This is a genomic window from Castellaniella sp. (assembly GCF_034007085.1).
GTDB lineage: Bacteria > Pseudomonadota > Gammaproteobacteria > Burkholderiales > Burkholderiaceae_B > Castellaniella.
Map to the genome: position 1 here is coordinate 1 of NZ_JAVERO010000001.1, position 20,247 is coordinate 20,247.

25 protein-coding genes and 4 pseudogenes are annotated in these 20,247 nt (G+C 64.8%); 11 read left to right on the forward strand and 18 right to left on the reverse strand.

The window, feature by feature from the left end:
* Positions 1–672: hypothetical protein (locus tag RBR29_RS00005; protein ID WP_320345983.1), on the reverse strand; the 672-nt coding region annotated here is incomplete at its 3' end.
* Positions 673–738: 66 nt separating this feature from the next.
* Entirely contained in the window at positions 739–1,083 is a 345-nt protein-coding gene (gene arsC, locus RBR29_RS00010) for an arsenate reductase (glutaredoxin) (protein ID WP_320345985.1), read from the reverse strand.
* 102 nt (positions 1,084–1,185) lie between these two features.
* Here arsC and RBR29_RS00015 point away from each other — a divergent pair, with 102 nt between their 5' ends.
* The 5 genes from RBR29_RS00015 to RBR29_RS00035 all read left to right on the forward strand — a co-directional run bounded on the left by RBR29_RS00015 (position 1,186) and on the right by RBR29_RS00035 (position 5,993).
* Complete coding sequence (locus RBR29_RS00015) at positions 1,186–2,019, forward strand: RsiV family protein (RefSeq protein ID WP_320345987.1); 834 nt, start codon at positions 1,186–1,188, stop codon at positions 2,017–2,019.
* 137 nt (positions 2,020–2,156) lie between these two features.
* Positions 2,157–3,155: a sulfate ABC transporter substrate-binding protein gene (locus tag RBR29_RS00020; protein WP_320345989.1), complete on the forward strand. Its 999-nt coding sequence runs from the start codon at positions 2,157–2,159 to the stop codon at positions 3,153–3,155.
* A gap of 4 nt (positions 3,156–3,159) precedes the next feature.
* A complete protein-coding gene (gene cysT / locus RBR29_RS00025; RefSeq protein WP_320345991.1) occupies positions 3,160–4,014 on the forward strand; it encodes a sulfate ABC transporter permease subunit CysT in 855 nt (284 codons plus the stop codon).
* Positions 4,015–4,119: 105 nt separating this feature from the next.
* The gene (gene cysW / locus RBR29_RS00030; protein ID WP_320346102.1) at positions 4,120–4,923 is read left to right on the forward strand and encodes a sulfate ABC transporter permease subunit CysW; all 804 of its coding nucleotides are present in this window, start codon (positions 4,120–4,122) and stop codon (positions 4,921–4,923) included.
* On the forward strand, positions 4,920–5,993 hold the full coding sequence (locus RBR29_RS00035; RefSeq protein WP_320345994.1) for a sulfate ABC transporter ATP-binding protein: 1,074 nt from the start codon (positions 4,920–4,922) through the stop codon (positions 5,991–5,993). Before cysW ends, RBR29_RS00035 begins: the two co-directional genes overlap by 4 nt.
* A 6-nt stretch (positions 5,994–5,999) precedes the next feature.
* Here the strand turns inward: RBR29_RS00035 and RBR29_RS00040 are convergent, their stop codons facing one another.
* The 7 genes and pseudogenes from RBR29_RS00040 to RBR29_RS00070 form a co-directional block, all read right to left on the reverse strand.
* Positions 6,000–6,854: an ankyrin repeat domain-containing protein gene (locus RBR29_RS00040; protein WP_320345995.1), complete on the reverse strand. Its 855-nt coding sequence runs from the start codon at positions 6,852–6,854 to the stop codon at positions 6,000–6,002.
* Positions 6,855–6,902: 48 nt separating this feature from the next.
* On the reverse strand, positions 6,903–7,685 hold the full coding sequence (locus tag RBR29_RS00045) for a TatD family hydrolase (protein ID WP_320345996.1): 783 nt from the start codon (positions 7,683–7,685) through the stop codon (positions 6,903–6,905).
* An 11-nt stretch (positions 7,686–7,696) separates the two neighbouring features.
* On the reverse strand, positions 7,697–8,710 hold the full coding sequence (holB, locus tag RBR29_RS00050; protein WP_320345998.1) for a DNA polymerase III subunit delta': 1,014 nt from the start codon (positions 8,708–8,710) through the stop codon (positions 7,697–7,699).
* Positions 8,707–9,369, reverse strand: coding sequence for a dTMP kinase (gene tmk, locus RBR29_RS00055; RefSeq protein ID WP_320346000.1), 663 nt, complete (start codon positions 9,367–9,369; stop codon positions 8,707–8,709). The genes holB and tmk overlap by 4 nt, the downstream gene beginning before the upstream one ends.
* 4 nt (positions 9,370–9,373) lie before the next feature.
* Entirely contained in the window at positions 9,374–10,372 is a 999-nt protein-coding gene (mltG, locus tag RBR29_RS00060) for an endolytic transglycosylase MltG (RefSeq protein WP_320346002.1), read from the reverse strand.
* Positions 10,373–10,418: 46 nt separating this feature from the next.
* Entirely contained in the window at positions 10,419–11,492 is a 1,074-nt protein-coding gene (locus RBR29_RS00065) for a YeiH family protein (RefSeq protein ID WP_320346004.1), read from the reverse strand.
* Between the two features lie 199 nt (positions 11,493–11,691).
* A pseudogene (locus RBR29_RS00070) lies at positions 11,692–11,982 on the reverse strand (recombinase family protein); the annotation flags it as partial.
* Between the two features lie 106 nt (positions 11,983–12,088).
* On the opposite strand from RBR29_RS00070, the gene RBR29_RS00075 reads away from it, so the two are divergent.
* From RBR29_RS00075 to RBR29_RS00090, 4 genes and pseudogenes are all read left to right on the forward strand, one after another.
* Positions 12,089–12,328, forward strand: a complete 240-nt coding sequence (locus tag RBR29_RS00075; protein WP_320346006.1) for a ribbon-helix-helix domain-containing protein — start codon at positions 12,089–12,091, stop codon at positions 12,326–12,328.
* Positions 12,328–12,747 (forward strand): putative toxin-antitoxin system toxin component, PIN family, encoded by a 420-nt coding sequence (locus tag RBR29_RS00080; RefSeq protein ID WP_320346008.1) that lies wholly within the window; start codon positions 12,328–12,330, stop codon positions 12,745–12,747. The genes RBR29_RS00075 and RBR29_RS00080 overlap by 1 nt, the downstream gene beginning before the upstream one ends.
* Before the next feature lie 19 nt (positions 12,748–12,766).
* A pseudogene (locus RBR29_RS00085) lies at positions 12,767–12,955 on the forward strand (DUF4158 domain-containing protein); the annotation flags it as partial.
* A 26-nt stretch (positions 12,956–12,981) separates the two neighbouring features.
* A pseudogene (locus RBR29_RS00090) lies at positions 12,982–13,131 on the forward strand (Tn3 family transposase); the annotation flags it as partial.
* 42 nt (positions 13,132–13,173) lie between these two features.
* Here the strand turns inward: RBR29_RS00090 and RBR29_RS00095 are convergent.
* From RBR29_RS00095 to RBR29_RS00110, 4 genes and pseudogenes are all read right to left on the reverse strand, one after another.
* Complete coding sequence (locus RBR29_RS00095) at positions 13,174–13,383, reverse strand: GDCCVxC domain-containing (seleno)protein (RefSeq protein WP_320346009.1); 210 nt, start codon at positions 13,381–13,383, stop codon at positions 13,174–13,176.
* 7 nt (positions 13,384–13,390) lie between these two features.
* Positions 13,391–13,474, reverse strand: a pseudogene (locus tag RBR29_RS00100) (mercuric transport protein periplasmic component); the annotation flags it as partial.
* A gap of 63 nt (positions 13,475–13,537) precedes the next feature.
* Entirely contained in the window at positions 13,538–13,960 is a 423-nt protein-coding gene (locus RBR29_RS00105) for a heavy metal-responsive transcriptional regulator (RefSeq protein ID WP_320346011.1), read from the reverse strand.
* Positions 13,960–14,223, reverse strand: a complete 264-nt coding sequence (locus RBR29_RS00110) for a thioredoxin family protein (protein ID WP_320346013.1) — start codon at positions 14,221–14,223, stop codon at positions 13,960–13,962. Before RBR29_RS00110 ends, RBR29_RS00105 begins: the two co-directional genes overlap by 1 nt.
* A gap of 248 nt (positions 14,224–14,471) precedes the next feature.
* On the opposite strand from RBR29_RS00110, the gene RBR29_RS00115 reads away from it, so the two are divergent.
* Positions 14,472–15,407, forward strand: coding sequence for a folate-binding protein (locus RBR29_RS00115; RefSeq protein WP_320346014.1), 936 nt, complete (start codon positions 14,472–14,474; stop codon positions 15,405–15,407).
* Positions 15,408–15,476: 69 nt separating this feature from the next.
* On the opposite strand, the gene mmsB is transcribed toward RBR29_RS00115, so the two are convergent.
* From mmsB to RBR29_RS00140, 5 genes are all read right to left on the reverse strand, one after another.
* Positions 15,477–16,370 (reverse strand): 3-hydroxyisobutyrate dehydrogenase, encoded by an 894-nt coding sequence (mmsB, locus tag RBR29_RS00120; protein ID WP_320346016.1) that lies wholly within the window; start codon positions 16,368–16,370, stop codon positions 15,477–15,479.
* 57 nt (positions 16,371–16,427) lie between these two features.
* Positions 16,428–17,588, reverse strand: coding sequence for an enoyl-CoA hydratase/isomerase family protein (locus RBR29_RS00125; RefSeq protein WP_320346018.1), 1,161 nt, complete (start codon positions 17,586–17,588; stop codon positions 16,428–16,430).
* On the reverse strand, positions 17,585–18,739 hold the full coding sequence (locus RBR29_RS00130) for an acyl-CoA dehydrogenase family protein (protein ID WP_320346020.1): 1,155 nt from the start codon (positions 18,737–18,739) through the stop codon (positions 17,585–17,587). The genes RBR29_RS00125 and RBR29_RS00130 overlap by 4 nt, the downstream gene beginning before the upstream one ends.
* Before the next feature lie 214 nt (positions 18,740–18,953).
* On the reverse strand, positions 18,954–19,268 hold the full coding sequence (locus RBR29_RS00135; protein WP_320346022.1) for an RnfH family protein: 315 nt from the start codon (positions 19,266–19,268) through the stop codon (positions 18,954–18,956).
* Between the two features lie 3 nt (positions 19,269–19,271).
* A complete protein-coding gene (locus RBR29_RS00140; protein WP_320346024.1) occupies positions 19,272–19,706 on the reverse strand; it encodes a type II toxin-antitoxin system RatA family toxin in 435 nt (144 codons plus the stop codon).
* Positions 19,707–19,778: 72 nt separating this feature from the next.
* Here RBR29_RS00140 and smpB point away from each other — a divergent pair, with 72 nt between their 5' ends.
* Positions 19,779–20,243, forward strand: coding sequence for an SsrA-binding protein SmpB (gene smpB / locus RBR29_RS00145; RefSeq protein ID WP_320346026.1), 465 nt, complete (start codon positions 19,779–19,781; stop codon positions 20,241–20,243).
* The last annotated feature ends 4 nt before the right edge of the window (positions 20,244–20,247 follow it).

The window sequence follows — 20,247 nt, forward strand, 5'->3', positions numbered from 1 at the left end:
AAACAGGGTCAGGGCCAGGGCCAGGGGACGGCGATGGCCCATGTGCAGTTCACACAGCACGCAGGCAGCCACGAACAGCAAGACCAGCATCGCGGCCCATTTGGTCGGCAGCACCCGGCTATGGGAGACCAGCAGGCGCTGATTGCGGGCATCCTCGATATCCATCGTGTAGCGCCGCAGCGATTCGGCAGCACGATGCAGACCGATCTGGCTGGACCCGGCCTCGACTTGCATCGAGATGCGCACCAACGTATCCAGTTGATCCTCGGCGACCTGGCTCGACCGGCCATCGCCCATCAGTAACCATTCGACTTCGATGACCTCGCGGATGTAATCATCCAGCACCCCCGTGACCTGTTCGCGCAGATCGGTCGGCAGGAGTTTGGCAATGCGCAGCGTGTCGGCCACGGCAACGGCCTCTTGTTCCACAGCCGTGCGGCCCTTGGCATCCTGCTGCCAGATATCCGATGCCACGAAGGCGATCACAATGCCTGTGGGCAGCAGAATGCCCGACAGCATGGTGTTGGCCATATTGGAACCCCGTGTGTCGAGGGGCCACAGCCTGCGCAAACCCCACATGGAAATCAGGGCAACGGACGAAAGGCCGCCCACCAGCAGTGTGCAGCCAATGAACATGGCCCATTCGGGCAGGTCGTACATGAAGTCGTACATGTGACCCTCGTGAAATGCCGGCAGACGCAGGCTCTTTGGAAGCGCGTAATGAACGTTTGGCGCGAATCAGAGAATTTCCTGGATCGCCTCGAAAGGACGACACAGGCGCACGCCTTTGTCGGTGACGACAAAAGGCCGGTTCAACAGGACTGGATGCTGTTCGATGGCGTCGAGCAACTGTTCGTCGGTCAGTGAGGGATCCGCCAAGCCCAGGGATTCGTAGATCGGTTCCTTGGAACGCATGGCCTGGCGCACCGTCAGGCCAGCGGACCCGATCAGCGCCCGCAGCGTATCGCGCGGCGGCAAGCCATGCAGATATTCAATCACCTCGACGGGGCGCCCGGTAGCCTGGAGCGTTTCCAGCGCCTTGCGCGACGTGCTGCAACGCGGGTTATGGTAGATTCTGATCATGTCTTCCCCGGATGGAAAGCCATTATTATCCATGATTCGACCTTTTTCGGATCAGCCAGCCGCACTCTGAATCCGCATGCCGCTGCCTCTGCCATGATGTTCTTGCCACTGCCACTCCAATCGTTGAAACACCGTCCCTTTCATCCGCGCACGGCCCTGTCGGCCACTGCCCTGGCCCTGAGCCTGGCCCTGGCCGGTTGCGCCAGTGGCCCGTCCGACAACCTGAGCCTGGTGCCTGCCCAGCTCGATCAGCAGACCCGTCTGGACGGTCTGTTCACACAGCCGGTCAAATGGTCGCGCGAACGGCCGGGCTGCCAGGGCGAATGCCCGAAACTGGTGGTCGATTCCCTGGTGTTCCCAGGGCATCCCCGCCTGACGACCCTGATCGACCATGCGCTGGCCGCCATGACCTGGGTCGATGTCGAGCATGCGGCGCCTTACGATACCCTGGACGGTTTCGAAGCCTATTACTGGAAGACTGCCGGCGCCCGCGACGAGGTCCACCTGACAGCACGAACGCGCTATCGCAATGAGCGCCTGACGGTGGTCGAACTGGACGCGGGCCAGTACCGGACCGGCATGGCCCATGGCATGGGCGGATCGCAGTTGCTGAACTGGGACAATGCCTCGGAAAAAGCCCTGACAATCGACAATTTGCTGGCACCAGGCGCACGGCCAGCCTTTGACGCCGCATTGCGCGCCGAACATGCCCGCTGGCTGGACCAGCATGCGGACGCCATCGACGACCGGGACAGTTTCGACCGCATGTGGCCTTTTGCTTCCAGTGACAACGTGGGTTTGACCGATGCGGGCGTGCTGGTCAAATACCAGCCCTACGAGATCGCCCCTTATGCCTGGGGGCAGCCGGAACTGCTGATCCCCTACGACCGCTTGCGGGGCGTCCTGCGCCCACAGTACCTGCCCCCGCAGTCCTAGGCCTCCTTGCGCGACCATACGCATATAGCAGCATCGCATAATGCGTCGCGTTCATATCGTTGGACGAAACGATTCGTTCTGTCCTGGAAAGGAACGCTTTAACCTGAACCCTCGTTCATCCACCGAGGGTTTTTTTCATGCGATTCCTGCTTTCCCTGGCTGCAGCACTGAGTCTTGCGGGCGCCGCGCATGCGGCCGATGTGACCTTGCTGAATGTGTCCTACGACCCCACGCGGGAACTGTACCAGGCCTATAACGCGGCCTTCGCGCAATACTGGCAGGACAAGACGGGCGATCATGTCGTGATCCGCCAATCGCATGGCGGTTCGGGCAAGCAGGCCCGTTCGGTGATCGATGGCCTGCAAGCCGATGTCGTGACGCTGGCGCTGGCGCCGGACATCGACGCCATCGCGGCCCGTGGATCGATCCGCCAGGATTGGCAACAGCAGCTGCCCCTGAACAGCGCACCCTATACCTCGACCATCGTATTCCTGGTCCGCAAAGGCAATCCCAAACACATCCAGGATTGGGACGACCTGATCAGGCTGGATGTGCAGGTCATCACGCCCAACCCGAAGACTTCCGGCGGCGCGCGCTGGAACTACCTGGCGGCCTGGGGCTATGCCTTGCGCCAGCCTGGCGGCGATGAGACCAAGGCGCGGGAATTCGTCGGCAAACTCTATCGCCAGGTGCCGGTGCTGGATTCGGGGGCGCGAGGCGCGACCACGACCTTTGTCGAACGCGGCATCGGCGATGTCCTGCTGGCCTGGGAAAACGAGGCCTTCCTGGCCATCAAGGAACTGGGTCCCGATCGGGTGGAGATCGTCGTGCCTTCGGTCAGTATTCTGGCCGAACCGCCTGTGGCAGTGGTGGACAAGGTGGTCGAAGCACGCGGTACACGTACCGTGGCCCAAGCCTATCTGGACTATCTGTACACAGAAGCGGGCCAGGAGATCGCGGCACAAAATCACTATCGTCCTACGTTGAAGACAGTCGCCGACCGGCATGCGGAACAATTCCCCCGGCTGTCCCTGTTCACCATCACGGATGTGGCGCCAAGCTGGGCCGAGGCGCAGAAGACGCATTTTGCGGACGGGGGTGTATTCGACCAGATCTACCAGCCGAATGCGCACTGAGTCCATGCCCCTGATGCTTGCGCCACGGACCTTCGCAGCGGCCCCGGTGCTGCCTGGCCGCAACCTGACACTGGGGTTGACGCTGACCTACCTCGGCCTGGTGGTTCTGCTGCCGTTGTCGGCCGCGTTCCTGACGGCCTCGACCCTGAGCGCAGAAGCGTTCTGGCGGGCGGTCAGCGCACCCCGTGTGCTGGCCTCGTATCGCCTGAGCTTTGGTGCCGCGCTGCTGGCCGGGGCCGTGAACGCCGTGTTCGGTGGCGTGGTGGCCTGGGTGCTGGTGCGATACGACTTCCCCGGCAAACGGCTGATCGATGCCCTGGTGGATCTGCCCTTTGCCCTGCCCACAGCGGTGGCCGGGATCGCCCTGAGTTCACTGTACGCGCCCAATGGCTGGCTGGGCGCGCTGCTGGCGCCGCTGGGCATTCAGGTCGCTTTCAAACCACTGGGCGTCGTGGTAGCGCTGATTTTCATTGGCCTGCCTTTTGTCGTGCGGACGGTCCAGCCGGTGCTGGAGGACATGGCGCCCGAATACGAGGAAGCAGCCAGCAGCCTGGGCGCTTCGCGCGGGCAGGTCTTTGTCCGCGTGGTCTTTCCCACCATCCTGCCGGCCCTGATGACGGGTTTCGCCCTGGCCTTCGCACGCGCGGCCGGTGAATATGGTTCGGTGATCTTCATTGCCGGCAATATGCCGATGATCTCGGAAATCACCCCGCTGCTGATCGTCACCAAGCTGGAGCAATACGACTATGCGGGCGCCACCGCCATTGCCGTGGTGATGCTGGGAATTTCCTTTCTGTTGCTGCTGGCCATCAATCTGCTGCAGGCCTGGACGCGGCGTCGTTCGTCCGGTCTGCCCTGAACTGCCGGGGTTCAATCCATGACTTCCATCACGCTCGATACGCGCGCCCGAGACTTCGCTGCCCTGAGCCCGCCTGCCGAAGGCCGGTTCATACGGCTGGCGCTGATGGGCACGGCGTTCGCATTCCTGTTTCTGTTCCTGTTCATTCCGCTGGCGGCGGTCTTCCACGAGGCGTTGAGCAAGGGCTGGGCAGCTTGCGTGGCCGCAATCGCCGAGCCCGACGCGCGTGCGGCCATCCGCCTGACGTTGACTGCGGCCGGGATCGCCGTGCCCTTGAACCTGGCGTTCGGGATCTGTGCAGCCTGGGCCATTGCCCGCTTCGACTTCCGGGGCAAGAGCCTGCTCGTCACGATGATCGACCTGCCATTCTCCGTTTCTCCCGTGATCGCGGGCCTGATCTACGTGCTGCTGTTCGGGGCACAGGGCTGGTTCGGGCCCTGGCTGCAGGCACACGACATCCAGATCCTGTTTGCCGTTCCGGGCATCGTGCTGGCGACCGTTTTCGTCACCGTGCCGTTTGTCGCCCGCGAACTGATCCCGTTGATGCAGTCCCAGGGCTGCGAAGAAGAGGAAGCCGCCATCGTGCTGGGCGCTTCGGGCTGGCGCGTCTTCTGGCACGTGACGCTGCCCAACATCCGTTGGGGGCTTTTCTACGGTGTGATCCTGTGCAACGCACGTGCCATGGGCGAATTCGGCGCAGTGTCGGTGGTGTCGGGCCATATCCGGGGGCTGACCAACACCCTGCCCTTGCACGTGGAGATCCTCTACAACGAATACAACTTCACGGCTGCTTTTTCGGTGGCGTCCCTGCTGGCCTTGCTGGCCTTGCTGACACTGGCCCTGAAGTCCCTGGCGGAATGGCGCCTGCGCGTCCAGGCCGCCCGAATCGCGTCGGAGCAAACCGCATGAGCATCGAAGTCCGTCACATCCACAAGCAGTTTGGCGCGTTCACGGCGCTGGACGACGTGTCCCTGTCTTTTCCGGACGGCCGCCTGACCGCACTGCTGGGACCGTCGGGCTGCGGCAAGACGACATTGCTGCGCATCATCGCGGGCCTGGAACATCCGGACAGTGGACAGGTGCTGCTGGCTGGCCAGGATGCATCCCGCACGCACGTGCGCCTGCGACAGGTCGGGTTCGTGTTCCAGCATTACGCGCTGTTCAAACACATGACGGTGTTCGAGAACGTCGCCTTTGGCCTGCGCGTCAAGCCCCGCGGCCAGCGGCCCGATGAGCGCCGGATTCGTGAACGGGTCATGGGCCTGCTGGAACTGGTGCAACTGGACTGGCTGGCGGATCGCCGTCCAGCGGCGCTTTCCGGAGGACAGCGCCAGCGCATTGCCTTGGCGCGCGCCCTGGCGGTGGAACCGCGCGTGCTGCTGCTGGACGAACCTTTTGGCGCGCTGGATGCCAAAGTCCGCAAGGAACTGCGGCGCTGGCTGCGCCGCCTGCACGACGAACTGCACATGACCAGCCTGTTTGTCACGCACGACCAGGAAGAAGCCCTGGAAGTCGCCGACGAAGTCGTCATCATGAACCAAGGCCGGGTCGAGCAACAGGGCGCGCCACAGGCTGTCTACGACAAGCCCGAGACGGCCTTCGTGTACGGGTTCCTGGGACATGTGAACCTGTTCCATGGCCGGGTCCGCGATGGCCGGCTGCACACCGGCGCTGCGGCACTCGACGTGCCGGGGCTGGAGGCCGCGAGCGATGCCCCCGGCACGGCCTATGTCCGGCCGCACGACATCCAGATCGAACCCCTGCCGCCGTCGGCGCCTGCCGTGGCGGGCCAGGGCTTGCTGGTGAACCTGCAGCGGGCGCACGCCTTTGGGCCGCTGGCGCAGCTGGAACTGCGGCGCGAGGACAATCAGGAAATCATCGAAGTGGTCATGCCCAGTCTGGAATTCGACCGGATGCGGGCACAGGGCCATCGGCGATTCATCGCCCGGCCCCGTCAGGCGCGGGTGTTTCTGAACTGAGGCTGGCTAGCGGCCCGGCGCCGTGTCTTCGAAACGCCCGAGATCGAAGTAGCGCGAAAAGGAAGCCGCGTCATCCGCGTCTGTCCGAGTTTCCGGGGCCGGCGCTGGCGGGGATTGTTGCTCTGCGTCTGCCGTTGACGCGGCGGATGCGTTGCGACGATCCCGCATGTCGCGGGCTGCATCATCCAGGGCGGCGGCCAGGGATTGGTGGTTGCGCTTGCGCGCCCAGTCCGCCGCTGTTTCGTGGGCCGTGTTGAACATGGTCGGGTCGGCACCGCTGGACAGCAGCAGGCGAACGATGTCCGGCGTGCCGGACAGGGCCGCCATCATCAGCGGCGTCGTGCCGTCCGGTCCTGGCGCATTGACGATGGCGCCCTGTTCGATCAGCATGCGCGCCGTGTCTACCTGGGCCTTGGATGCAGCATAGTGCAGTGGCGTCCATCCCAGGCGATTGACCTGGGCGCCTGCGGCGATCAGCGCCCGGGCCCGGTCGGTCTGTCCCAGGATGCTGAGGTACATCAGCGCCGTTTCGTCCCGGACATTAGGTTCGTCGATCCGCACGTCGGGCGCCGCGCGCAGTGCATCGAACACCCGCCAGGATTGTTCTCGCACCGCCTGGGTCAGTGCAGGGTTGCCCAGGGCATTGCGCGCGTTCGGGTCGGTGTAGCGCAGCAGCATCCCTTGCACTGCGGATACATCGTCACGGCGGATGGCCGACCACCAGTCGGCCGTGGGGGTCTGCTGGCCAAAGGCCGCAAACGGCGCACTGGCGCCTAGCGTCAGCATCAGCAACAGCAACAGCGCCAAGCTGGCCAGGCCGCTGCGGCACGCACCTGAACGAAACGGGAAGGACAGGAACATGGCGGAACAAACCTCCGTCAATAAGCGGCCCGGGCAGCGGGCCAGGATTCAGGCGGTCGCAGCCGCCTTGGCAAACAGACGCCAGTAGTTTTCGGTACTGGCACGCTCGATCTCGGCCACGGGCACGCCGCGCAATTCGGCGATTTTTTCGGCGACATGAATGACCCGGGACGGGTCGTTCATTTTGCCCCGGTACGGCACTGGCGCCAGGTAGGGGGCATCGGTCTCGATCAGCAGGCGATCCAGCGGCACCCTGCGGGCAACATCCTGGATCTGGGCCGCATTCTTGAAGGTCACGATCCCGGACAGGGAAATGTAGAAGCCCAGGTCCAGGGCGCCTTGCGCCACGTCCCAGGATTCGGTGAAGCAATGCATGACGCCACCTGGGGCCTGTTCTTCGCGCATCAGGCGCAGCGTGTCTTCGGCGGCTGCACGCGTGTGGATGATCAGTGGCAGCCCGGTTTCGTGCGCCGCGCGGATGTGGACACGGAAACGATCGCGCTGCCATTCCAGCGGTTCGCTCGATCGATAGTAATCGAGCCCGGTCTCGCCGATGGCGACGACCCGAGGGTGTGCCGCGCGGCTGACCAGGTCTGCCAGGGTCGGCTCGATGCCGCCGTCATCCTCGGGGTCATTGTCGGGATGCACGCCCACAGAGGCTCGCAGGAAGGAATGCTGCTCTACCAGATCGATCAGCCCGGGCCAGTCGCGCAGATTCACACTGACCACCAGCGCGTGCCCCACGCCAGCCGTCCGCATCCGTTCCAGCACATCCGGCAGCTGGGCCCGCAGATCGGGAAAATTCAGGTGGCAGTGGGAATCGATATACATGTTGCAAGCGTTTATCGTGGCCGCACCGAGTGCAGCAGGGTGCGGGCGGCGTGGTCGGCCAGCAGTTTGGGGTTGAGCGGATGGCGCGCCAGGCGCTGTTGTTCCCGCAGCCAGGCAGCAGCGCGGGCCAGAGCCGCCGGGTCCAGTTTCTGGGCGATCGCGGCGATTTTCGCCGCCTGTCCAGGATAATAACGCGGCGGCAGGCCATGCACGCCCAGGCCCAGATCCAGCCACAGGCGCTGAAAACCGTCCACCCAATCAGCCGGTTCGCTGGCCTGCAGGGCATCGGCCAGCACGGCGCCGTCGCCACCGATACTGGCCTGCTCCAGGAACAGATCCAGCCAGTCGGGCATCACAGGCCGCCCCGCCTGGGCCTGATTCAGCGCCAGCAGCGGCGCACCGCCTGCGGCGGCCAGCCTGGCAGCAGCGTCTTTGACGCCCTGTGCCTGCAGCCAGGCCAGGGATTCCGCTGCGGGCGGCAGTGCCAGGGGCAGGCGCCGGCAGCGTGACACCAGTGTCGGCAGCAGGCGGTCGGGCGCCTGGGCCGACAACAGGAACACGGTATGTTCGGGCGGTTCTTCCAGGATTTTCAGCAGCGCGTTGGCTGCGATGGTATTCAGGGATTCGGCCGGGTACAGCAGGGCCACGCGCCAGCCGCCCCGGTGGGTGGCGGTATTGAACCAGGGCAGCAGACTGCGGATCTGTTCGATGCGGATTTCGCGCGAGGGCTGTTTCTTGGCGCCTTCGGCGACGTCCAGGGCGCCTTCGTGCATCGCCTGGGCATCGGGCCGGATGCGGCGCAGGTCGGGATGATTGCCGGCCGCCACCCAGCGGCAGGCCTGGCACGTGCCACAGGCCAGGCCGTCCCGGGGCGATTCGCACAGCAGGCTGGCGGCCCCTGCCAGGGCGAATTCCATTTGGCCGCACCCCGGCTGTCCATGGATCAGCCAGGCATGGGCAAAACGTTCGCGTGCCGCCAGCCAGCGGCGGGCCGGGGCCTGTTGCCAGGGCAGGAAAGCCGTCATGCCCGATCCTGCCCGCTTGATGCGGACGCGTAGCCGTGCGTGCGCAGCAACCCGTCCAGGATAGTGTCCAGTTCGGCGCGGATCTCTTCGATGCTCCAGCGCGCATCGAGAACCCGAAAACGATCCGGTTCGGCCGCCGCCCGGGCATGATAGGCCTGGCGTGTGCGTTCGAAGAACGCGGCGTCCTCGCGTTCGAAACGATCGGCCTGTTCGCGCCCGCGCGACAGGCGTTCGCGGGCGATTTCCAGCGGCACGTCAAACAGCAGGGTGCAGTCCGGCCCCCTGCCCTGCTGCACCCAGTCTTCCAGAACGCGCACGGGTTCGGCACCGAGCGCGCGGCCACCGCCCTGGTAGGCAAATGAGGCATCGGTATAGCGATCACACAGCACCCACTGCCCGCGATCGAGCGCGGGCAGGATGCGCGTGCGCCAGTGTTCGTTGCGGGCGGCGAACATCAGCAGGGTCTCGGTGCGCAGATCCATGGGATGATGCAGCAGCAATTCGCGCAGACTCTCGCCCAGCGGCGTGCCACCGGGTTCCCGGGTGGACAACAGGTCCACTCCGGCCTGGCGCAGCCGGCGCTCGATCCAGGGGATGTGCGTGCTCTTGCCGGCCCCATCCAGGCCTTCGAGTGTAATGAAGCAGGCGCTCCGGGTCATGGGGCTATCGTTTTAGGATGTATTTGCCGACGGCACGGTTATGCGCCGCCAGATTGGTGGAAAATTCACTGGTGCCGTCGCCCCGGGATACGAAATACAGGTATTGGTGCCGTTCCGGATGCAGGGCGGCCTCCAGGGCGGCCTGGCCCGGATTGGCAATGGGCGTGGGCGGCAGGCCCGCACGAGTATACGTGTTCCAGGGCGTATCACGTTCCAGGTCCTTCTTGCGCAGGCGGCCCTGGTAATCGGCACCCAGGCCATAAATCACGGTGGGATCGGTCTGCAGCGGCATGCCGATCCGCAGGCGATTGATGAACACACCCGCCACCCGCGCCCGGTCGGCGCCATGGCCGGTTTCCTTTTCAACGATGGAAGCCAGGATCAGGGCCTGGTAGGGCGTTTCCAGCGGCAGGTCACGATCGCGTCCCGCCCAGGCGCGTTCCAGGATCTGACGGCCAGCCTCGGCGGCCCGGCGCAGAATGTCCAGGTCGGAACTGCCCGGCGTGAACACGTAGGTGTCGGGGTGGAACAGGCCTTCGAGTGCCTGGGCCCGCAGCCCCAGGCGCTGGATCAGGGCCTGATCGTCCATGCCCCGCGTGTCATGGCGCACCTGGGGATCTGCGTCCAGCGCCGCCCGGATCTGGGCAAAGGTCCAGCCTTCGGGAAAGGTCAGGCGGGCCTGGGTCATGTCCCCGTTGGCCATGCGTTCCAGCAGCATCCAGGGCGTATCGCCCGCGCGGGCCTCGTAGGCACCGGCCTTGAGCAATTTGTCCCGCCCGCTCAGGCGAGCCAGCCAGACAAAAGCTTCGGGCTGGATCTCGATGCCCGCGTCCTGCATCGTCTGCGCAATCTGGCGCGGCGTGCCGCCGGCGTCGATGAGATAGTCGACGACGGGCGAACGCATGGACACGGGCCGCTGCCACCCCCACCAGGCCGCTGCGGCGATGGCGAGCGCCAGCAACAGCAGGCCAGTGATCAGCAGCCAGAGAATCAGTTTTTTCATGCCCGCCAGTTTAACGAACTGGCGGGCCGGGCGGCGGAAATCGTGCTCAGATCTGGCCCACCAGCCACTGGACGCCCAGGCTGCTGAGCGAGACGGCTGCCCAGACACCCAGACCCAGCAGCAGCGGACGGGTACCGGCCAGGGCCATGTGGCGCAGGTCGGACGACAGTCCGATGGCGGTTAGGGCCATGATGATCAAAAATTGCGACAGCAGATTCAGCGGTTCGAGCAGCGCGTCGGGAATCAGACCCAGGCTGCGAGTCGCCGAAGCCACCAAGAACCAGAGGATGAACCAGGGAAAGATCGTGGCCAGCGACACTCGGGTTTCCGAATGCTGATTGCGCCAGGCCGTCCAGAACGCGATGGCGATGCAGATCGGAATGATCAAGGTCGCCCGGGTCAGCTTGACGACGGTGGCGATGTCCCCCGCCGCCGCGCTGTAGCTATAGCCCGCCGCCACGACAGAGGAGGTGTCATTGATGGCGGTTCCGGCCCACAGGCCGAAGCCATGGTCGCTCAGCCCCATCCAATGGCCCAGGGGCGGGAACAACAGCACCGCAACGATATTGAACAGGAAGATCGTCGAAATCGACAAGGCGGTTTCGTGATCGTCGGGCTTGATGATCGGCGCCACGGCCGCGATGGCCGAGCCGCCGCAGATTGCGGTGCCGATGCCGATGAGCGTGCGCAGGCCGCCGCTCAGTTCCAGCCAGCGTCCCAGCAGCCAGGCCGCCAGGAACGCTGTGGACAGCGTGATCAGGGTCACGGCCAGGGACGAGGCCCCGGTTTTCATGACCTGGCCGAAACTCAGACCGAAGCCCAGGCCGATGATGGACCATTTCAGCACCTGACGGCTGCTGAAGACCACGCCAGGGACGAAGATCGGGGACAGGCCCAGCACGTTGCGCCAAAGCATGCCCAGCAGGATGCCGAACACGGGGCCGCCGATCAGTGGAAAACGGGCACCCAGCCACCAGGCCGCCAGGCCCAGGCCGGCCGCCAGCAACAGGCCGTACCACAGCGAAGGCGCGCGCGAAGAGCCACCGTGCGGCGATGCCTGGACAGCAGGACGGCTGGCGGCGGATGGCAGGGGATGCGGAACGGCGGAAATGGGCAACATGCTGAAGACGCCTGGAATCGAGACAGACAGGCGGCCATTCTAAGCATCAGCAACCAATCAATAAATTCAAATCATCTTAGTATGAATATAAAAAATATTTAATTGGCTGGTGATGACCATGTGAACTGGCCGACTCGGGGTTCGGGGAGCAATGGAACAGCCTGATGATGCCGAGCGCTTAAGTCGGTTACCGCTGGCCGTCGTACTCCAACAAGCAGTAGCGCTCGATGCCCTCACGGGCGCGCTTCTTGCCGCGCACGAACTGGCTGTTGTTCTCGATGCGCAGCGTCAGCCGGATCGTGGCGACCTTCGGCGGATCAGCCTCGCCAGCACTCGTCGATGAGCCTGGCTGGGTCTGCGCCGGTTTCTTGTAGGGGCCGATCTCGACGCCGCGATGTCGCAGGTAGCTGTATAGCGTGCTCTTGGACACATGCAGCTTCTGCGCGATGGCGGCCACCGACAGCTTGCGCTCGCGGTACAGCGTGGCGAGTGGCGCGGCAGAGTCTTGTAAAACGAAAGTTTTATCGAACCGTTGCAAGCGATGACGATAAGGCGTACAAGCACCTATGCACTTAAACACCGTATTGGAGGGCGTCATGAAGACCGTTCGCTGGAACATCGCCGTGTCGCCGGATGTAGATCAGTCCGTGCGCATGTTCATCGCCGCGCAGGGCGGCGGCCGCAAGGGTGACCTGTCGCGTTTCATCGAGGAAGCCGTGCGCGCCTACCTGCTGGAGCGCGCCGTCGATCAGGCCAAGACGGCCGCCGCCGGCATGAGCGAAACCGAACTGACCGATCTCATCGACGAGGCTGTGCAATGGGCGCGTGAGCACTGATGCGCATCATCCTCGACACCAACGTGCTGCTGGGTGCGCTGATCTCCCCGCACGGCCCACCCGATGCGATCTATCGCGCCTGGCGCGCGGCGCGTTTCGAGCTGGTGACTTCGGCGGCGCAGCTCGATGAGCTGCGGCGGGTGAGCCGCTACCCCAAGCTCAAGACCATCCTGCCCGCGCACCGCGTCGGCACGATGGTCAACAACATGCAACGCGCCATCGTTCTGACGCAACTGCCGCCGCTGCCGGATGGCATTGACGCGAACGATCCAAACGATGCTTTCCTGCTGGCGATGGCTTTGGGCGGCGAGGTCGACTACCTGGTGACGGGTGACCGTCGCGCCGGGCAGCTGCAACGCGGCAGCATTGAGCGCACGCGCATCGTCACGCCGGCCATCTTCTGCGCCGAGGCGCTTTGAGCCATGCCAGTCAGCTTCCTGGGCACTACGCGCTGCAACTGAGACCACGGCCCGCTTTCTCGGCACCTTCCTGGAAGACCCGGCCGCCGTACCCGGCGCGGTACTGCATGCGCTGTCGTCCCAGCTCGGCATCGCCGACCCCGACTGCGTGCTGCCCTACCGCGAGAGCGAGCAGCGCTGGCGGCACACGACCGAGATTCGCTCACGCATGGAGTCGCGCCTGTGGCGTCTGCTGCCGAGATCGGCAGCATCGACAAGACCATCCACACTCTGAACTTCATCGACGACGAGGCCCGCCGCCGCGCCACGCTGCTGCAATTGAACCTCGGCGAAGGCCGCCACAGCCTGGCGCGCGAGGTTTTCCACGGCAAACGCGGCAAGCTGCGACCCCTGAGCAGGAAGGACGACGTTTGAGCCGCTTCAATCCTATCCGCAGCATCCGCGCTGCTGCTGGATAGGCGGGCACGGCACCGAGCCGTAGGAGCAGAACACGCAGCAGTCGCCGGGCTTGGGGCGCAGCAGCGTGTGACACGCCGGGCACTCATCGTAGAACTGGCAGGCATCCGTCGGCATGGTCTCCTGCCAGGCGTGCCCGCACTGTGGGCAAGTCAGTATGGATTCGAGAATGATGGCCATCGCGGCGTCACTTCTGCACGGCGGACGGGTAGCCCGCGTTGGTCGTGGTCTTGGTCAGCGCTTCCGGCTGGGCCTTGTCCGGGTCGTAGGTTCTGGAGTTCCGCCTTGACGCCATCGCAGCGAGCGCAGCCAGGCACCTGGAACAGTTCGATCTTCACGGCGCGATCCCTCCATCGGTATCGATCTGCTCCAGCGCCGCCAGGATCGGGCAGTCATCGACCGGCTGCGTCCCGTCTGCGCATTCGGCGATCAGCCGATCCAGCGCGGCCGACATCGCCTGCATGGTGCGAATCTTGGCGGTGAGCTGGAGCTTTTTCTCGACGGCGCGGCTGCGCACGTCGTCGCAGCAGGCATCCGCTGATTGGCGCAGATGCAGCAGCTCGCGGATTTCGACAAGCGTGAAGCCGCACGCCTGGGCGTGCTGGATGAAGCGCACCCGGCGCACGGCCTCCTCGCCATACAGGCGATAACCGCTTTCGGTCTTGCTGGCGGGAATCAGCAAGCCCTCGCGCTCGTAATAGCGCAACGCATCGGGGCTGATGTCCCCCGCCTTTGCCAGCTTGCCGATGGTCAGCATCACGGCTGGCCGAGACCCGCGGCGCGCAAGCTCGCTTCGTCCACGCCGCGCCCGGCGCAGCAGCCCGCGAGTTGAGCATTGATCGCTACGGCCGGCACTGAGCGCACACCCAGCGCCTTGGCGCGTTGCGCCACTGCGATGTCGTGCATGTCGTGCACTTCGACCGCGCACGAGGGGCAGGCAAGGCTTTGCACCAGGGAAACCACTTCGGCGCAGGCCGGGCAACCGGCGCTGAACACTTCGACCTTGCGTTTGGCAGTCATATCAAGGCTCCTTTCGAAATTCGTGACGGAACTGGGCACGCGGTTGCGCGCTGCTTCATCACGGTTTCAGAATAAACCTTGGAGTTAACTCCAGAGTCAAGAGAAATGTTGCCTAGCAGCCGTCAAGCCGCTAAGCCGGTTGGCTGTTCCATTGCTCCCCGAACCCCGACTCCGGCAATGCCTGCGCCCGTCCGCGTTATCATGGGTGTTGGCCAATTGCTTGAAACCTTTATCTTCACGGATTTTCCATGGAAGGCTTTGTCACCAACGGATTTCAACCCCTGCCCGGCTGCGCGCTGGTGCGCATCCAGGGGGCCGACGCCGCTGCGTTCCTGCACGGGCAGCTGACGCAGGGCATTGTTGGCCTGAGCAGCGATCGGGCGGTGCCGGTGGCGTACTGCACGCCGCAGGGCCGCTTGCTGGCCAATGGCGTGATCTGGCGGACGGGGGATGATCGCTTTGTCTGGATGGTGTCACAGGATGTGGCGGAAGGTCTGATCAAACGCCTGCGCATGTTCGTGCTGCGTGCGAAAGTCACCCTCGATCTGGACGCTACCCTGCGGGCCTGGGGCGTCTGGGGTATCGATGCCGTAGCGGCCACACTGCACGGCACACCGGCCTGGACACGGGTCGCGATCGCGGGCGCGGATTGGATCGTGGCCCCCATGGCTCAGGCGGAACGACCCGCTGCCTGGCGTGTTGCAGACACTGCGCCGGATGTGCTGCCTGACGCTTCCAGCGCGGCTGGAGAAGACGCCTGGGCAGCGCTGCGGCTGGCCAGCGGCTGGCCCTGGATCTGGGCGGCTTCCCAGGATATGTTTCTGCCGGCTTCCCTGGACATGGACCTGAACGGCACCATCGACTTTGCCAAGGGCTGCTACCCCGGCCAGGAAGTCATCGCCCGCAGCCATTATCGGGGGACCGTCAAGCGCCGCCTGGCCTGCGGGGCCGTTCCCTGGGAAACCGGCGCCCCTGCCCTGCCCCCAGGCTCGGATCTGTATGCTGCCGGCGATGGCGATGGCCGGCCCGTGGGCCGGGTGATCGAATCGGCGCTTGCTCGGGGACGGCTGTACATGGCTGCCGAGATCACCCTGTCGGACTGGCCGGCGACGCGCTATGCCATCGGTGCGCCCGGCGGTGCGGTACTCGACCTGGGCGTGCCTTCCCAGGCCGGTTCCGACTGATCAGGGGGATCTCGTCGGGCCGGTGCAATGGGCGGCGCACGGGCGGAACCCGGCGCCCTCGTCCATGGCTCAGCGCGGCTGATGATACAGTTTCAGAATGCTGGAAAAATCCAGCTTTCCATGCCCCTGGCTGCTGTGCAGCGCGTACAGATTGCGTGCCAGTTCGCCCAAAGGGGTCGTCGCACGGGCCTGCATGGATGCTTCTGCCGCCAGCCCCAGGTCCTTGAGCATCAGATCCACGCCAAAACCACCTGCATAATCCTTGGAGGCCGGCGTATTGTCCATCACACCAGGCCAGGGGTTGTACAGTTCCGTCGCCCAGTTGCGCCCGGAGCTTTTGGCGATGATATCCGACAGGGTCTTGGGATCCAGGCCATTGGCCACGCCCAGGGCCAGGGCTTCGGCGGTGCCCGCCATCAGGATGCCCAGGAGCATGTTGTTGCAGATCTTGGCGACCTGACCCGCGCCTGCGTCGCCCGCATGAAAGATGTTCTTGCCCATTTTTTCGAGATAGGGCCGGGCCGATTCCAGGTCGGCGGCTGCGCCGCCGACGATGAAGGTCAGCGTCCCTGCCACAGCGCCGCCCGTGCCGCCGGAGACCGGTGCGTCGATCATGCGGATGCCGCGCTGCGCGGCAGCGGCCGAGACCTTGCGGGCCGACTCGGGGGCAATGGTGCTGCATTCAAGCACCAGCGTGCCCTGGGCAATCGAGGCCAGCAGGCCCTCGTCGCCCAGGTACAGGCTTTCGACGTGACGACTGGCCGGTAGCATGCTGACGACCAGATCGGCGCCCTTGACGGCGTCCGCCGCCGAGGCGGCCGCCGTGGCGCCCGCCTGGACCAGGGTCTGGACGGCCTGGGGGACCAGATCAAAGACCTGAAGCCTGTGGCCTGCCTTCAGCAGGTTCTGTGCCATCGGGCCGCCCATGTGGCCCAATCCGATGAATCCGATGGTGCTGCTCATGTGTGTCTCCTGTGGTGATGCGTAGAATTTTTTCAGGGTCATGCGTGTCCGGTCGGCTCAGGGGCCCAGATCTGCCAGGGGGTGCGGCAGCCCGTCCGGCCCCAGCGGGGCCAGGAAACGCTGCACCCAGTCCGCCGTGGCCTGCTCTCGGGTGGCCGGATTCCAGCGCGGCGTCTTGTCCTTGTCGATCAGCAGCGCGCGGATGCCTTCGCGGAAATCGGGTTCGGCACAACAATGCAGCGAGGCCGTGAATTCCATCCGAAAGGTTTCCGCCAGGGACTGATGCCGTGCGCGTGCCAGCAGCGTATGACTGAGACGGGCCGATCCCGGTGAGCCAGCCAGAAAAGTTGCCGCTGCCCGCGCCAGCCAAGGATCCGGATCATCTTTCCAGGCGCTGATGGCAGCGCCGATTTCCAGAAAATCGGCACGCCCGCAGGCCAGGCGGATGCGGTCCGCGTGACGCTGCAAAGGCCCGGGTTCGGGGGCTGCTGCCTGACATGCGTCCAGCACGGCATCCACCTGAGCCGCATGCCGGGTCGGGTCGTCCGTCCAATCCGTGGCCGCCAGCGCGCCCAACAAGGCATCAAACCCATTGGCATCGCACAGCCGATCGGCCAGGCCGTAATGCAGGCAATCGCCTGCGCCCAGCTGCGCGCCGGTGAAGGCCAGGAATGTGCCGATACCGCGCGGCAGGCGGCTGAGCATCCAGGTGCCCGCCACATCGGGATACAGCCCGATGGTGACTTCGGGCATGGCAAACCGTGTCGTGCCGGTCACGACGCGGTGACTGGCGCCCAGCATCAGCCCCACGCCGCCACCCATCACGATCCCGCTCGCCCAGCACAACACAGGTTTGGGATAGCTGTGAATGCGGTGATCCAGCCGATATTCGGTTGCAAAGAACTCACGGGCCTGGACATTGGCCCAGGCGTCGCCCGCCGGGCTGTCGAGCATGCCGCGGTACAGGCCGTGCAGATCGCCACCGGCACAGAACGCCTTGTCGCCGGCACCGTTCAGAACCACGGCGACGAGGCCGTCATCCGCCGCCCAGGCCTGCAGGCGGGCATCCAGCAGCTGGCACATGGCCAGGGACAGGCCGTTCAGGGTCCGGGGGCTGTTCAGCGTGGCAACACCGATGCGTCGGCCGTCGTGGCCGGGGATTTCCTGGAACAGTACCGGGAGCTGATCGGTGGCTTCGGAAAGAGCGGGCGCATTCATCGCAGATCGGCCTCCTGGGTGAGAATATGACGCGCCACGATCAGGCGCATGATTTCGTTGGTACCTTCCAGGATCTGATGCACGCGGGTATCGCGCACCAGGCGTTCCAGCGGGTAGTCCTTCAGGTAGCCATAGCCGCCATGGATCTGCTGCGCGTCCAGGCAGGACTGGAAACACAGGTCCGTGGCCAGGCGCTTGGCCATCGCGCAGTAGGCGGTGGCCTGGGGATCGCCTTCGTCGAGTTTGCAGGCCGCCAGCCGCACCATCTGGCGGGAAGCCACGATATGGGTCAGCAGGTCGGCCAGCTTGAACTGCAAGGCCTGGAAATCCGCCAGGGCGCGCCCGAACTGGCGCCGTTCGCCCATGTAGCGGCGTGCGGCTTCGTAGGCCCCCTGGGCGGCACCGACCGAGCAGGTGGCGATATTGATGCGCCCCCCGTCCAGACCCTTCATGGCAAAGCGAAAACCCTCGCCTTCTTCGCCCAGGCGGTTTTCCACCGGCACCTGGACGTTTTCGAAGGTGATCGGACGGGTGGACTGGCTGTTCCAGCCCATTTTGTGTTCCTTGCGGCCATAGGTGATGCCGTCGCTGTCGGCCGGCACCACCAGAGCCGAAATGCCGCGTGCGCCCTCGCCGCCGGTGCGCGCCATGACCACCAGGACATCGGTGTCCCCGGCACCGGAAATGAAGGCCTTGGCGCCATTCAGGACGTAGTGCCCACCCTCGCGGCGCGCGCTGGTCGTCAACGAAGCGGCATCCGAACCCGCGCCGGGTTCGGTCAGGCAGTAGGATGCGAGTTTTTCACCGCTGGTCAGCAGCGGCCCCCAGTGGTCGCGCACGCTGGGCTGCGCCCAGGTGCCGATCATCCAGGTTGCCATGTTGTGAATGGTGATGAAGGCCGTGGTGGAGGGATCGACAGCAGCCATTTCCTCGAACACCAGCGTGGCGTCCAGGCGGGGCAGGCCCAACCCGCCAATGGATTCAGGCGCATACATGGCGCAGAATCCGAGTTCGCCGGCCTTGGCGAAAGTTTCTCGGGGGAAGATGCAATCCTCGTCCCACTGCGCCGCATGTGGGGCCAGTTCGCCCTGGGCGAATTCCCGGGCGGCCTGGGCAAAGGCCTGTTGTTCCTCGGTAAGGCGAAAATCCATGGTGTGTGTCTCCGGATTTCATGGGGCTGCTGCGGCTGTGCTCGTGGCGCCGCTCGATACGGTCCCGCCTGGGGCTGGTGTCCTACTTGGCGGATTCAGTTTGACTGTAGCACTTCGCTGGCCTGTCCCCCTGCGGCCTGCTCACCTTAGCGCAGCCGTCTGGACATGGCTGTCGCGCACACGACAATCGACAGCCGGCCCGGAGACGCCGCCATCAAGCGCGTGGCGCGCCTGTCCGCACAGACCGCTGCGGCGCCTCGCGCCGATGCGCCGCGCGCCGCCGCCGGGATTCCAGGGGGTCGAAGACCAGCGGCCGGTACAGTTCGACACGGTCGCCTTCGCGCAGTGTCCGGTATTCATCGCAGCGTTCGCCGTACACGCCAGTTGCAAGCGGAATATCCGAGAATTCAGGAAACGTCTCGGCAAAACCGCTGAGCGCCAGGGCCTGGCCGACGGTCGCGCCCTCGGGCACGTCCAGTGTCTGCCGCCACAGCTGCGTGGGGGCGGCAAAGGCGATCTGCACCCGCACCGTTCAGTCCCCGTAGAGCGCGTAGGCGCGCTGGGTGAAGGAATCGATGAAACTGGTGGCGATCCGATTGAAAACCGGCCCCACCACAGCCGACAGCGCACGGCTGGAAAAGGTATATTCCATGGTGTAGAGCACCTTGCAGCCGTCTTCGCCCAGGGGCTGAAAGGCCCAATGCCCGGTCAGGCTGGAAAACGGCCCGTCCACCAGATGAAAGACGATCCGGTGCGGATAGTCGTGGTCATTGCGCGTGGTGAAGCTCTGGCGGATACCTGCGAAATGGATCTGTACCGTCGCCTGCATGCCCTGTTCGTTGTGCCACTGCACCTGGGCGCCGCCGCACCAGGGCATGAATTCAGGGTATCGCCCGACATCGGCCACCAGATCGAACATCTGTTCGCAACTGAATGGGACGAGGACGGAGCGCTGGATCGAAGGCATCGGGAAATCGGTCGGTTAAGCTAGAATGCCTGGATTTTACATTTTCAGTTCCCGCCTGGGCCGGACCCTTTCATGAGTATTGTCGAAAATCGCAAAGCCACCCACGATTATTTCATCGAGGAGCGCTTCGAGGCCGGGTTGGTCCTGGAAGGCTGGGAGGTCAAGGCCATCCGCGCAGGCCATGTCCAGCTCAAGGAATCCTACGTGATCGTGCGCGATGGCGCCCTGTGGATCCTGGGCATGCACATCAGCCCATTGCCCACGGCCTCGACCCATATCCACCCCAACGCCACCCGCACGCGCAAGCTGCTGCTGCACGCCCACGAAATCAACAAGCTGATCGGCAAGGTCGAACAGCGCGGCTATGCTCTGGTGCCGCTGAACCTGCACTACAAGGGGGGGCGCATCAAGCTGGATTTCGGCCTGGGCCGCGGCAAGAAACTGCACGACAAGCGCGATACCCAGCGCGACAAGGACTGGGCGCGCGAAAAAGAACGGCTGATGAAACACGACACCCGCACGCGCCGGGGTGAATGAAGCC